Source organism: Microbacterium sp. SGAir0570 (assembly GCF_005491085.2).
Taxonomy (GTDB): Bacteria; Actinomycetota; Actinomycetes; order Actinomycetales; family Microbacteriaceae; genus Microbacterium; species Microbacterium arborescens.
In genome coordinates this window covers 1,485,125-1,498,475 of record NZ_CP027929.1, presented here as the reverse complement: position 1 = coordinate 1,498,475, position 13,351 = coordinate 1,485,125, and the positions used below count along the sequence as shown (strand labels likewise).

Below are 13,351 nucleotides of genomic sequence, written 5' to 3'. Positions count from 1 at the left end.
CGACGGCTTATCTCGCGCCCGAGGAGAAAGTGAACGCGTCGACCGACGTTTGGTGAGCACCTAGCCCGCGGTTGATCCCGTGTCGTAAGACATGCCCGCACCGTAGAAGCAGGCTTCTACTCCGAGGTCGTTGGAATCGAACGGCAGATCACCGCGCATCGACGCGAACATGAACCGATGAACGTCCTCGACGGTGCCCGAGGCGGCGATGAGATCACCGTCTCGCAAACAGGTGAACGCCCGCAATGACGGGTCGGCGTAGAGATCGGGATTCGCTTGCTGCATCTCATATCCCATGATCGCGTGGATCGATGTCGTTTGTTCGCAACGGTGCTTCGCCGCCATCATCCTGTCCGGATCGGTCACGGCAGCAGGGGGCTGCACGTTCACGATCCCCGAGGGGTATGTCGTGAGATCGAGGTCATGGCCTGCGTCCGCCATACAGTCAACGAGCCGCTCGAGGGAGTCCTCGTACTGGACTCGCGTCACCCGGCCCGTCGCTTGGGCCTCGGTGAGGATCTCGACATCCCTCTCCGTCAGTTCAGGATCCGCGAGCCAGCTCGCGTACATCGCCTCGAAAGAGACCGCCAAGCGCTCTGCCGTCGGTTGGCTCCCATGCGCCTGTGGTGCGGGAGAGCCGCACCCGACTAGACCTCCCACCGTTAGCAATGACGCAATCGCGGCGACGACGATTTTCTTCAGCATGACCCCTCCGCAAAATGTATTCGCGCTCTGCGCCCGTGGCATGTTCACGCTAGTCAGCGGGACGTAGGGGCCGAGGTGACCGCAGTACCCGCTCCGTGAACTGTCAGGTCAATCTAGCCTTATCGCTTTTTCGGCGGCACGCCAAGGCCACGCTCGGCACTTTCCGCTTCCTGCTGCCGCCGAACCGCTCGATTCAGAGCCCCGATACCCACGAAGACGCTTCCGAGGACAAAGGCGAGGCCGAGCAGGAGCAAAAGATACGGAGCGCCGGGTGACGACAAGAGGACCGCGAGCGCCAGGAAAAGGAGCAGCGCGGCCGATGTCAGCATCCACGGATAGAGCGCCCGAAGACCGGCTCGCCAGGCGGTGTCGGACGCATCCGCTCGACGCCTCCGCATGCCGTTGATGGACGCCGTCTCGTATCTACCGCGTACTCCGAGGGTGCTGGCGATGACGACAGCCAACGCCCATGCCACCAGCAGGCCCGCGGTGATGATCTGCATCCCGCCGCACCTCCTCCAGCTCGGACGCAAAGGGAGAGTCCCAGCAGAGTAGACGACCGCGACAGGACGCGGCCGCCGAGGCCCGCCGGAATCGTGAACGATCCGTAACACTAACGAAACACACCGTTTCGTATCGTTGTGGTCATGACGCCGCAGACCGAGAAGCCGGGCCGACCCACCGACGAGGACCTGACCCGCCGCATCCTCGTCGCCGCCGCCGACCTCCTTGGCGCGCACGGGTATCAGCAGCTCAGCGTCGAACGGGTCGCCAAGGCCGTCGGCTGCGGGAAGACGGCGATCTACCGCCGCTACTCCGACAAGGGAGCGCTCGTGGCCGCAGTGTTGCGGTCGCAGGTCGCGGTCGGCGCCATGCCCGACCACGACGACGTGCGCGCCGACCTGCTCGAGCACGCACGTCAGAACCAGCGCAACCAAGAGCTCTCGCCGGAACAGAGCAATGGGCTCCGCGCGATGTTTGAGCCCGAGGTCTTCCCGCTGCTGTGGGACACCTTCTTCCAGCACCGTCGCCACCAGGGCATCGAGATCATCGATCGCGCCATCGCCCGGGGCGAGCTTCCCGAGGACGTCGACCACGACATCCTCCTCGACACGATCGCCGGGCTCACCCTGTACCGGCAGTCCGTCAAGCGCATCCACATCGATGAGCGCCACTACGTCGACATCATCGACGCCCTCGTGACACACCCTCCCCGTCGACTGCCCGACGCCGATGAACAGGTTCCCGATGCCTCCTGAATCCCCGCCCCTCACCCAGTCCCTGTCGAAGGTCAGCGTCCGCGCCGTCGTCGGCTTCCTCGTCTTCTGCGAGCTCGCCAGCGGCTTCGTCCAGGGGTTCTACGCCCCGCTCCTCGGCGAGATCGCCGGCCATCTTCGCGTATCCGATGCCGACATCACGTGGTTCCTGACCGTTCAGACGCTGGCGGCCGCCGTCTGCGTGCCACTCCTGTCGAAGCTGGGCGACATCTTCGGGCACCGGCGGATGCTGCGCATCGCCGTCGTCGCGGTGCTGATCGGCACCCTCGTCACGGCGTTCCTGCCGAGCTACCCGATCGTGCTCGCCGCGCGGATCCTCGTCGGCCCGCTCGCCGTCTGGCTGCCGCTCGAGATCGCGCTCGTCCACAACCGAATCAAGGGCGAGACGGCTCGTACCTCGATCGGTCTGCTCGTGTCGTGCCTGACCGGTGGCGCGATCCTCGGGACGCTCGCTGCCGGCCTGTTCTCTGCGGTGCTGCCGAGCCTCACCCTCACCCTTCTCGTGCCGGTCGTCTTCGTCGCGGTCAGCGCTTACGCGGTGTTCTTCAAGGTGCCCGAATCGACCACCCGCACGGCGGCGAAGGTCGACGTGCTCGGCTTCGTCGGCATCGGCCTCGCCATGGTCCTCCTGCTGTTCGGGCTGCGCCTCGCCTCGACGTCCGGCTTCGCGTCGCCCGCGACGATCGCGACTCTCGCCGCAGCGCTCGTCGTCTTCGCGGTCTGGGTCGTGTGGGAGCTGCGGACGACGTCGCCTGCGATCGACCTCCGTCTCGTCGTCTCTCCCGGGCTCGGGCCCGTCTACCTCACGGCCTTCCTCTTCGGCATGGTGATGTTCGGCGCGCAGTCGCCGACGACGACATTCCTCACCGCCGATCCCGCGCAGACGGGCTACGGATTCGCCGCGTCGGCGAGCACCGCCTCCGCCGTCACCGCGGTGGTCACGATCCTCGCCACCCTCGGGGCGGCCACATTCGCACCGCTGGCCCGGCGGGTCGGCATCCGAGCCGTCTTGATCGCGGGGGCGCTCGCGGCAGCATCCGGTTCGCTCGTCCAGATCGCGTTCCACGACCACCTCTGGCAGATCTTCGTGGTCTCGGCGATCAACGGCATCGGGATGGGTCTGCTGCTCGGCGCTCTGCCCGCGCTCGTCGCAGAGCTCGCTCCCACCGATTCGACGGGCATCGCAGCGGGCGTCTACAACTCGCTCCGCACGCTCGGCGGCTCGACCGCCGGCGCCGTGTTCGCCGTCGTGCTCGCGGGCTTCACGACCACGGGCGCATTGCACTCGTCGATCCAGGGCTACATCACGATCTGGGGAGTCTGCGCCGCGGCGTTCCTCATCGCCGCCGTCGCCCTCGCCACCATGCGCATGCCGCGCTCCGTCACCCCGGCAACGAAAGGCTGACATGACCACCCCCGATTTCACCGCCGATGCGGCCGCGATCGTTCCCGATCTCGTCGCCCTGCGCCGCGCGCTCCACGCCGACCCCGAGCTCGGGCTCGACCTGCCCCGCACACAACAGCGCGTGCTCGACTCCCTCGAGGGGCTGCCGCTCGAGATCACGACGGGAACGGCGACGACGTCGATCGTCGCCGTCCTCCGCGGCGCGCTGCCCGGCCCGGCCGTGCTGCTGCGCGGCGACATGGACGCGTTGCCGATCGACGAGGCGACGGGGCTCGACTACGCCGCGACGAACGGCACCATGCATGCGTGCGGCCACGACCTGCACACCGCGGGACTCGTGGGCGCGGCGAAGCTGCTCTCTGCTCGACGCGACGAACTGCACGGGTCGGTCGTCTTCATGTTCCAGCCCGGCGAGGAGGGCCACGGCGGCGCCAAGATCATGCTCGACGAGGGGCTGCTGGATGCCGCGGGCGAGCGCCCCATCGCCGCCTATGCCATCCACGTCGCACCGGGACCACGGGGCATGTTCGCGACGAGGACGGGCGCCGTGGCAGCCGGCTCGAACCAGCTATTCATCACGGTCAACGGTCGCGGCGGGCACGGCTCGCAGCCGCACCAGACGCTCGATCCGGTGCCGGCCGCCGCCGAGATCGTGCTCGCGCTCCAGAGCTTCGTGACGCGCAGCTTCGACGCCTTCGACCCCGTGGTGCTGTCGGTCACCCGCCTGTCGACGGGAGACGGGGCCGTCAACGTGATCCCCGAGAAGGTCGAGATCGCCGCGACCGTGCGGAACATGTCGCCGACGTCGCTGGCGATCCTGCAGAGCGGACTGCCGCGGGTCGTCGACGGCGTCGCCTCGGCGCACGGTCTCACCGCCGACACCCGCTTCGAGACCATGTACCCCGTGACCGTGAACGACGTCGCCGAGACCGAGGCGACCCTCGCCGAGCTTCGCCGGACATTCGGCGAGCAACGCGTCATGGTGCTGCCCTCCCCGATGATGGGCTCCGAGGACTTCGCGTTCGTCCTGGCGGAAGTTCCCGGGACCTTCATCGCGCTCCTGACGTCACCCGAGGGAACCGATCTGAGCACCGTCGAGTGGAATCACTCCCCTCGCGTGCTGTTCGACGATTCGGTGCTGGGCGACCAGGCCGCGGCGTTGGCATCGGTCGCCTTCGCGCGCACGTCACGGTAGCCGACGAGTCGTCGCCGCACCCAGCTCGTGCGACCTGCGGCGACGACTCCGGCTCAGCCGAGCAGCTCGATGCCGAACCCCGCGACGACGGCGCGGACTTCCTCGAGATAGCGCTGCGCCTGCTCGGTGAGCGGGACGGCCGTGCGGCCGATCCACCCGATCTCGATGCGTTCGTCGACATCAAGCGGCACGGCGACGATCTCAGGATCCAGGTCATCGCTGATGATGCCCGTCGAGATCGTGTAGCCGTCGAGGCCGATCATGAGGTTGAAGATCGTCGCGCGATCCGACACCCGGATCTCCTGCTTGCTCGAGAGCGTCGAGAGGATCTCCTCGGCGAAGTAGAACGAGTTGTTCGCGCCCTGGTCGAAGGTCAGGCGCGGCAGGTCGGCGAGATCGTCGAGGGTCGCGCGGGCACGAGCCGCGAGCGGGTTCCGGCGCGAGACGAAGATGTGCGGTTCGGCAACGAACAACGGGTGGAAAGCGAGCCCCGAATCCCGCAGCAGCTTGTCGATCACGTTCCGGTTGAAGTCGTTGCGGAAGAGGATGCCCAGCTCGCTTCGCAGCGTCCGGACGTCCTCGATGATGTCCCACGTCCGGGTCTCGCGCAGCGAGAACTCGTATTCGGGCGCCCCGGTGCTCCTGACCATCCGAACGAACGCGTCGACGGCGAACGAGTAGTGCTGCGTCGAGACGCCGAGCAGCCGCCGCGACGGCGGCCGCCCGAGGTAGCGCTGCTCGAGCAGCTCGGCCTGCTCGACGACCTGACGGGCGTACCCCAGGAACTCCACGCCGTCGGTGGTCAGGGTCACGCCTCGGGCCGACCGGACCAGCAGATCACGGCCGACCCGCGCCTCGAGATCCTTCATCGCCGCAGACATCGTGGGCTGCGCGACGTAGAGCAGATCGGATGCCGCCGAGATCGAGCCCTCGGCGGCGACCTCGATGAAGTACTGCAGCTGCTGCAGGGTGATCCCGCTTCGACGCACGGCCATAGCCCCAGACTATGGCACTGGATAGCGAGCGGGAATTACCCGATGACTACCGCCAGAGCGCACGATGGAGCCGACATCTTCCGCACGGCTCTCCGGAGCTCCGCTTGATTGGCTGATCATGGCGAACGACTTCACGTTCCGCATCTCGACGACGCGTTTCGACGAGGACTACACCCCCTCCGACTCGTCGCGCATCACCACGAACTTCGCCAACCTCGCCCGCGGCGAGCGCCGCCGGGAGAACCTCCGCGGCGCGCTCGCGATGATCGACGCTCGACTCAACGACCTGGCCCGCACCGGCAACCCGGACGGCGACCGGTACACCGCCGAGCTCGACATCGTCTCGGTCAACCTGCGGTTCGACGACGACACCGACTCCGATACCGACGGCGCATCGACGGATGCCCCCGCCGACCGCGAGTTCCCGCTGCTCGAGGTGCTCGACATCCACATCCTCGACCGGCAGACCGGCGAGCGTCACCACGGCATCGTCGGCAACAACTTCTCGTCGTATCTGCGCGACTACGACTTCAGCATCCTGTTGCCGTCCGCGCAGCAGACGCCCGGCGCGTTCACGGTGCCGGATGGGTTCGGCGACCTGCACGGCAAGCTCTTCCGCCACTTCCTCGATTCCGACGCCTATCGCGAGCGGTTCCCCCAATCCCCCGTCGTGTGCATCAGCGTGTCGACGAGCCGGACCTACCGGCGCAACGGCAACCGGCATCCGGTCCTCGGCGTCGAGTACGAGCAGGACTCGTTCTCGCTGACGGACGAGTACTTCGCGAAGATGGGGCTGCAGGTGCGGTACTTCATGCCGCGCGGAAGCGTCGCGCCGCTGGCGTTCTACCACCGCGGCGACCTGCTCGCCGACTACACCGATCTGCAGCTGATCGGCACGATCAGCACGATGGAGTCGTTCCAGAAGATCTACCGGCCCGAGATCTACAACGCCACCGAGCCCGCCGGCGAGGTCTACCGGCCCACCCTCGAGAGTGATGACTTCGTGCGGACGGACATCACCTACGACCGGGTCGAGCGCAGCCAGCTCGCCACGACGCAGGGCAGGTACGCCGAGGAGCACTTCGTCACCCCGCACCGCCAGGTCCTCAGCCGCTGGGCCGCCCGCTACGCCGCCCCGAGCGCGCTCACCCGCTGACCCGCTGACCCGCTCACCCGAAGGACGATCCGTGTCGCACACCCTTCTGCCCACCTCGACCGTCGGCAGCCTGCCCAAGCCGTCGTGGCTCGCCAAACCCGAGGTGCTGTGGTCACCGTGGGAACTGACCGGCGACACGCTGACGGAAGGCAGACGAGACGCCCTGCGCGTCGCGGTGCACGAGCAGGAGCGCCGCGGACTCGACATCATCAGCGACGGGGAACAGACCCGCCAGCACTTCGTCACGACCTTCATCGAGCACCTCGACGGCGTCGACTTCGAACGGCGCGAGACCGTGCGCATCCGCGATCGATACGACGCGAGCGTGCCCACCGTCGTCGGCGCCGTCAGTCGCCGGCGGCCGGTCTTCGTCGATGACGCGGCCTTCCTCCGGCAGCAGACCGACCGTCGCATCAAGTGGGCGCTCCCGGGACCGATGACCATGATCGACACCTTGGCCGATCATCACTATCGGAGCCGCGAGAAGCTCGCGTGGGAGTTCGCGACGATCCTCAACCAGGAGGCCCGAGAGCTCGAGGCCGCCGGCGTCGACATCATCCAGTTCGACGAGCCCGCGTTCAACGTGTTCTTCGACGAGATGAAGGACTGGGGTATCGCCGCACTCGAACGAGCCGCCGAGGGCCTGCGCGCCGAGACGGTGGTGCACATCTGCTACGGCTACGGCATCGCGGCGAACAACGAGTGGAAGGCGACGCTCGGTCCGGAGTGGCGGCAGTACGAGGAGTCGTTCCCGCTTCTCCAGCGCTCGAGCATCGACGTCATCTCGCTCGAGAGCCACCACTCGCACGTTCCGGTGGAGCTGATCGAGCTCATCCGAGGCAAGAAGGTGATGCTCGGCGCCATCGACGTCGCCAGCCACGAGGTCGAGACGCCGGACGAGGTCGCCGAGACCCTCCGCCGTGCCCTCGAGTTCGTCGACGCCGGCAACCTGATCCCGAGCACCAACTGCGGCATGGCACCGCTGCCCCGCGCCGTGGCGTACGACAAGATCAGCGCTCTGGTGGCGGGCGCTACCCTCGTCCGCGCCGAGGTTTCCGCGCCCAGCGCTCTCGCCGCGCGCTGACGCGGGTTATCCCCGGCCCGTCGCCCTCTCCCCGCCCGCGCCGCGAGCGCACACTGGCGGCGGAAGGACGGTGATCCCGTGCTCACGATCCCCGAAGCGCTCGGCGCACAAGCCGACAACGGCCGCCACAAGGCCGACGGGATGCGCTCCCCCGCTCGCTTCACCGTCGCGGGCATGCTCGCGGGCGCGTACATCGGTGTCGGGGTCGTGCTCATGGTCACTGCCGCCGGCCCCCTCTTCGCGGTGGGCTCGGGTTGGGGCAAGCTCGTGTCGGGAGTGGTGTTCGGGGTCGCGCTGACGATCGTCGTCATCGCCGGGGGCGAGCTCGTGACGTCCTCGATGATGACGATCCCCCAGGCCGCGCTCATGAGGGCCGTGCCGCCGGGACGCGCGGCCGGGGCGATCGCATGGACGTTCACCGCCAACCTCGTCGGGTCCGTCGTGTTCGGAGCGCTGATCGTCGCGTCGGGGGTGCTGCACAGCAATGCCGCGGCCGGCGCGATGATCTCCGACATGCTCGCCGCGAAGGCACACGAGTCGCCGGTCGAGCTGTTCGTGCGCGGCATCCTGTGCAATGTGCTCGTCTGCATCGCGATCTGGATGACGGTGCGGCTGCGCAGCGAGACCGCCCGCATCCTGGTCGTCTTCGCGGCGATCCTCGCGTTCATCACCTCCGGCTTCGAGCACGTCGTGGCGAACATGACCACGTTCACGATCGGCCTGCTCTCCGGCGACCCGTCGGCGACCCTGGGCGGCTTCGCCCTCAATCTGGTGCTCGTGGGCGCCGGGAACCTCGTCGGCGGCGGCCTCGTCGTCGGCACCGGATACTGGTTCGTCGGCGGCTCCCCGCGGATCGCTGAGGCCCCCGCGAACATCCCGGGCTCAGGGCGCGAGAGCTCGGTCGCGCGATAGGTGCGATGGGGCGGCCATGCGTGCGCCGTGACCGCCACATCATCTCGGCGGATTCGGGGGTTATCCGGACGATTCTGGCTATCCCGCCCGCCTAGACTGAACCAGTCAGCGGGAGTGGTGGAATTGGCAGACACGCAGGATTTAGGTTCCTGTGCCTCACGGCGTGTGGGTTCAAGTCCCACCTTCCGCACGGATCGGGCGTTCGCCCGTCCTCGCGTCATCCTCTCCCGACGGGAAACTCGTGCATCAGATCGCCCTCATCCCCTGGCTCGACCCCGCCACCATCATCAGCGCGGCAGGCCCCTGGGCTCTGCTCGTGGTGTGCTTCATCATCTTCGCCGAGACCGGACTGCTCGTCGGCTTCCTGCTTCCCGGCGACACGCTGCTGATCATGGCGGGCCTGCTGTCGAACCCGGTCACGCACGCACCCCACGGGGTCTTCGGGATCAACGTATGGATCGTCGGTCTCCTGATCGGATTCTCGGCCTTCCTCGGCGGTGAGGTGGGCTATGTGATCGGCCGCAAGGGCGGCCCCGCCGTCTTCGAGCGCAAGGAATCGGGCCTGTTCAGTCGCCGCAACGTCGAGCGCACGAACGCGTTCTTCGAGCGATACGGCGGCGTCACCGTGATCCTCGCCCGCTTCGTCCCCATCGTCCGCACGTTCGCGCCCGTCGCCGCCGGTGTCGGCAAGATGCCGTGGCATCGGTACTCGCTCTACAACCTCATCGGGGCCGTCATCTGGGGCTTCGGCCTGACCGTGATCGGCTACCTCGTGAGCCTGATTCCGGGCGTCGGCGAGTTCGTCGCGAAGTACATCGACGTCATCCTGCTCGCGGCCGTCGTCGGCACCGTCTTCTTCATCGTGTGGCACTACTTCGCCGAGAAGCGGAAGGCGAAGAAGGAGATGGCCGCCGGACCCGACGAGTACACCGACTCCGAAGAGGCGCGCGAGCTCGTGCTCGACCCGGAGGTCTTCCGTGAGCACGGCCACCCGCACGTGCACCGCCCCGGGGCGCCGGCGCCTGAGCCCGACGGCGGTCACGAACCGCCGCGGAGCTGATCAGGAGGCTTTCGCGCTCTTCTTCGTGGGAGTCTTCTTCGCGGCCGTCTTCTTCTTAGCGGGCGCTTTCTTCGCGGGCGACTTCTCGTCGGCATCCGGCTTCGCCGCCGCACTCTTCCCGGCGCGCTTCTTCGCGGGCGTCTCGGTGTCGCCGTCTCCGGCATCGTCGCTGGATGTCTTCGAGCCCCCGCCACGCGCCGCACGGCTGCGCTCGACACTCGCCCGCAGCGCCTCCATCAGGTCGATGACCTCGCCGCCCTCCTTCTCGGCCTTCTCACCGAAGGTCTCGGAGGTGTCGAGAGCGTCGCCCTTCTCGAGCTTGGCGTCGATGAGGGTCCGCAGCTCCTCCTGATACTCGTCCGTGAACGCCTCGGGGTCGAAGTCGCTCGAGAAGCTCTCGACGAGGGATGCCGACATCTCGAGCTCCTTCGCCGAGATGCGCACCGACTCATCGAGGGCCGGGAACGCCGCCTCACGGACCTCGTCGGCCCACAGCAGCGTCTGCAGCACGAGGACATCGCCCCGCACGCGCAGCGCCGCGAGCCGCGTCTTCTGTCGCAGGGAGAACCGCACGATCGCGGTCCGATCCGTCTGCTCCAGGGTCTTGCGGAGCAGGACGTACGACTTGGGCGACGACGAGTCGGGCTCGAGGTAGTACGCCTTGTCGAGCGTCAGCAGATCGATCTGGTCGCTCGGCACGAACTCGACGACGTCGATCTCGCGGCTCCGCTCGGAGGGCAACGACGCCAGATCCTCCTTCGTGAGCACGACGGTCTGCTCGCCGTCGTCGTAGGCGCGATCGATATCGGCGTAGGGCACGACCTCACCGTCGATCTCGCAGATGCGCTGGTAGCGGATGCGCCCGCCGTCGGCGTTGTGCACCTGGTGCAGGGGCACGTCGTGGTCCTCGGTCGCCGAGTAGACCTTCACCGGCACATTGACGAGCCCGAAGGTGAGGGCGCCTTTCCAGATCGATCTCATGCACGAAGTACACACCGCAACCCCTCGGCGACGCCAGCGGGTGGCGCAATAACCTGTCGGCATGGCAGGAGAGCAGACGGTCCGGGTCGACGGCCGACGTCTGCGGCTGTCGAACCTCGACAAGGTGCTGTACCCCAGAACGGGCACCACCAAGGGCGAGGTGATCGACTACTTCTCGCGCATCGCGCCCCTGATGCTCCCCCACCTCGACCGGCGCCCGGTGACGCGCAAACGCTGGCCCGAGGGCGTCGAACAGCCCGACTTCTTCGCGAAAGCCCTCGAGCCCGGCGCTCCCTCATGGCTTCCCCGCATGCCGATCGACCATTCCAGCGGATCGAAGGACTACCCCCTCGTCGAAGAGGTGGCCTCGCTCGTCTACCTCGCGCAGGTCGCGAGCCTCGAACTGCACGTCCCGCAGTGGCGCTTCACCGACGCCGGCGAGCGCGGCTCTCCCGACCGGCTCGTCCTCGACCTCGATCCGGGCCCCGGTGTCGGGCTGGCCGAGTGCGCCGAGGTGGCGCGGTGGGTGCGCAGCATCCTCTCGGACATGGGAATGGAGTTGTTTCCCGTCACGAGCGGAAGCAAGGGCATCCATCTGTACGCTCCGCTCGCCGGCGCGAAGACGAGCGATCAGGCCTCGGCGTTCGCGAAGGAGCTCGCCCGCGCTCTCGAGGCCGACCACCCCGACCTCGTCATCAGTCAGATGACCCGGAGCGCCCGCACCGGCAAGGTCTTCCTCGACTGGAGCCAGAACAACGGTTCGAAGACCACCATCGCGCCCTATTCGCTGCGCGGCCGCGATGAGCCGACCGTCGCTGCACCGCGAACGTGGGACGAGCTCGACGATCCGGACCTCCGCCACCTCCGCTTCGACGAGATGCTCGAGCGCGCAGACGACGTCGGCGACCTGCTCGCGGCGCTCGCACCCCGGCGAACGGCACCGCTGGCGCCGTACCTCGCGAAGCGGTCCGCGGACCGCACGCCCGAGCCCATGCCCGACGCCGTGTCGGGTGCGGCGGCGGGCGTTGCGGGTACCGCACCAGCGGGCAAGCCCCGCTTCGTCGTGCAGGAGCACCATGCCCGGCGGCTGCACTACGACCTGCGCCTGGAGCGGGACGGAGTGCTGGTCAGCTGGGCCGTGCCCCGCGGCATCCCCGAGACGACCGACCGCAACCATCTCGCCGTGATGACCGAGCCGCATCCGATGGAGTACCTGACCTTCCACGGCGAGATCCCCGCCGGCGAGTACGGTGCGGGCACCATGACGATCTGGGACACCGGCGTCTACGACCTCGAGAAGTGGCGCGAGGACGAGATCATCTTCACCCTCCGGGGCACCACCGGCGGAACCGCGCACGACGCGCGCCTCGTGCTCATCCGCACCGGCGGGTCGGGCGAGAAGTCGCAGTGGCTCCTGCACCGGATGAAGACCGAGGCTCCGGGGTCGGCCTCCTCCGCATCCGCGGGGTCTGCGCGGCCGGCGGCATCCGCGCGGCCGCCGGCATCTGCTCATCCCGAGGCCGAGACGGGCGCATCGACGATCGCGGCGGGACCGGTGTCGCCCATGCTGGCCGTCTCATCGTCGCGTGGAGCCGCCCGCGCGACGGCGGAACGCTGGGGGCCGTGGGTCGAGTTCAAGTGGGATGGCGTCCGGGCGATCGCGTACTGGGACGGCGAGCGGATGCGGTTGCACGCCCGCAGCGGCACCGACATCACGGCCCGCTACCCCGAGCTCACGGGCGAGGATGCGGATCTGGGACTCGGCGAGACCCCCCTTGTGCTCGACGGCGAGATCGTCGCGCTCGACGGGGCGGGACGCCCGAGCTTCCCGCTCCTGCAGAACCGGATGCACCTCACGAAGGCCCGCGACATCGCGCGGGAGCGCGACCGCACGCCCGCCGATCTCTTCGTGTTCGACATGCTGCGGCACGGCGACCGCGACGTCACGACCCTGCCGTTGCGCGAGCGCCGAAGACTGCTCGAGTCCGCGACGGCGCACGCGAAACCGCCGCTCACGGTGCCGCCCGTCACCGACGACCTCGACGCCGCGCTGACCGTGGCTCGGGAGCTCGATCTCGAGGGTGCCGTCGTGAAAGATCCGTCATCCCGTTACCGCCCCGGCGTTCGATCGGAGGAATGGCTCAAGGTCAAGCTCACCCGCACGCAGGACGTCGTCATCGGGGCTATCAGGCCGGGCAAGGGTGCACGCCGCGGCAGCATCGGGTCGCTGCTGCTCGGCATCCCCGACGACGACGGCGCTCTGCACTACGCCGGGCGCGTCGGATCCGGGTTCTCCGATGCCGAACTCGCGCGGCTGACCGCCGCCCTCGAGCCTCTCCGCTCGGGCGAGAACCCGTTCGTGGGCATCCCCGCAGCCGACGCCTCCGACGCCCGGTGGGTTCGACCCGAGCTCGTCGGCGAGGTCGAGTTCGCCGAGTTCACGCCGGGCGGCATCCTGCGCCACGCTCGCTGGCGGGGCCTGCGGCCTGACCGGACCCCCGGCGACGTCCGCCGAGAGGAGAGCTAGGGTCGCCGGTCGGGGTTGTGCCGTCGGGGTGTGCCGACGACAGGCTGAACCGCT

General features: G+C 68.3%; 12 protein-coding genes and 1 tRNA gene. 9 read left to right on the top strand and 4 right to left on the bottom strand.

Annotated features, from left to right (window positions below; genetic code table 11):
* Positions 1 to 60: 60 nt before the first annotated feature.
* Together C1N74_RS07080 and C1N74_RS07075 are read right to left on the bottom strand one after the other, a co-directional pair.
* The gene (locus C1N74_RS07080; protein ID WP_137750253.1) at positions 61 to 705 is read right to left on the bottom strand and encodes a hypothetical protein; all 645 of its coding nucleotides are present in this window, start codon (positions 703 to 705) and stop codon (positions 61 to 63) included.
* Positions 706 to 824: 119 nt separating this feature from the next.
* Positions 825 to 1,208 (bottom strand): hypothetical protein, encoded by a 384-nt coding sequence (locus C1N74_RS07075; RefSeq protein WP_137750252.1) that lies wholly within the window; start codon positions 1,206 to 1,208, stop codon positions 825 to 827.
* 144 nt (positions 1,209 to 1,352) lie between these two features.
* On the opposite strand from C1N74_RS07075, the gene C1N74_RS07070 reads away from it, so the two are divergent.
* The 3 genes from C1N74_RS07070 to C1N74_RS07060 are packed head-to-tail and all read left to right on the top strand — an operon-like array spanning position 1,353 to position 4,582.
* The gene (locus tag C1N74_RS07070) at positions 1,353 to 1,964 is read left to right on the top strand and encodes a TetR/AcrR family transcriptional regulator (protein WP_137750251.1); all 612 of its coding nucleotides are present in this window, start codon (positions 1,353 to 1,355) and stop codon (positions 1,962 to 1,964) included.
* On the top strand, positions 1,954 to 3,387 hold the full coding sequence (locus tag C1N74_RS07065; RefSeq protein WP_181405589.1) for an MFS transporter: 1,434 nt from the start codon (positions 1,954 to 1,956) through the stop codon (positions 3,385 to 3,387). The genes C1N74_RS07070 and C1N74_RS07065 overlap by 11 nt, the downstream gene beginning before the upstream one ends.
* A 1-nt stretch (position 3,388) precedes the next feature.
* A complete protein-coding gene (locus C1N74_RS07060; RefSeq protein ID WP_137750249.1) occupies positions 3,389 to 4,582 on the top strand; it encodes a M20 family metallopeptidase in 1,194 nt (397 codons plus the stop codon).
* 53 nt (positions 4,583 to 4,635) lie between these two features.
* Here C1N74_RS07060 and C1N74_RS07055 read toward each other — a convergent pair whose 3' ends face one another.
* Positions 4,636 to 5,577: a LysR family transcriptional regulator gene (locus tag C1N74_RS07055; RefSeq protein WP_023951144.1), complete on the bottom strand. Its 942-nt coding sequence runs from the start codon at positions 5,575 to 5,577 to the stop codon at positions 4,636 to 4,638.
* Positions 5,578 to 5,695: 118 nt separating this feature from the next.
* On the opposite strand from C1N74_RS07055, the gene C1N74_RS07050 reads away from it, so the two are divergent.
* The 5 genes from C1N74_RS07050 to C1N74_RS07030 all read left to right on the top strand — a co-directional run bounded on the left by C1N74_RS07050 (position 5,696) and on the right by C1N74_RS07030 (position 9,789).
* The gene (locus C1N74_RS07050) at positions 5,696 to 6,733 is read left to right on the top strand and encodes a putative oxygenase MesX (protein ID WP_137750248.1); all 1,038 of its coding nucleotides are present in this window, start codon (positions 5,696 to 5,698) and stop codon (positions 6,731 to 6,733) included.
* Between the two features lie 31 nt (positions 6,734 to 6,764).
* Positions 6,765 to 7,817 (top strand): methionine synthase, encoded by a 1,053-nt coding sequence (locus C1N74_RS07045; RefSeq protein ID WP_137750247.1) that lies wholly within the window; start codon positions 6,765 to 6,767, stop codon positions 7,815 to 7,817.
* Positions 7,818 to 7,895: 78 nt separating this feature from the next.
* Positions 7,896 to 8,729 (top strand): formate/nitrite transporter family protein, encoded by an 834-nt coding sequence (locus C1N74_RS07040; RefSeq protein ID WP_023951151.1) that lies wholly within the window; start codon positions 7,896 to 7,898, stop codon positions 8,727 to 8,729.
* 108 nt (positions 8,730 to 8,837) lie between these two features.
* A tRNA-Leu gene (locus C1N74_RS07035) sits at positions 8,838 to 8,919 on the top strand.
* Positions 8,920 to 8,970: 51 nt separating this feature from the next.
* Complete coding sequence (locus C1N74_RS07030) at positions 8,971 to 9,789, top strand: DedA family protein (RefSeq protein ID WP_083990673.1); 819 nt, start codon at positions 8,971 to 8,973, stop codon at positions 9,787 to 9,789.
* On the opposite strand, the gene C1N74_RS07025 is transcribed toward C1N74_RS07030, so the two are convergent.
* Positions 9,790 to 10,770, bottom strand: coding sequence for a Ku protein (locus C1N74_RS07025; RefSeq protein WP_023951156.1), 981 nt, complete (start codon positions 10,768 to 10,770; stop codon positions 9,790 to 9,792).
* Positions 10,771 to 10,831: 61 nt separating this feature from the next.
* Here C1N74_RS07025 and C1N74_RS07020 point away from each other — a divergent pair, with 61 nt between their 5' ends.
* On the top strand, positions 10,832 to 13,297 hold the full coding sequence (locus C1N74_RS07020) for an ATP-dependent DNA ligase (RefSeq protein ID WP_137750246.1): 2,466 nt from the start codon (positions 10,832 to 10,834) through the stop codon (positions 13,295 to 13,297).
* Positions 13,298 to 13,351: the final 54 nt, after the last annotated feature.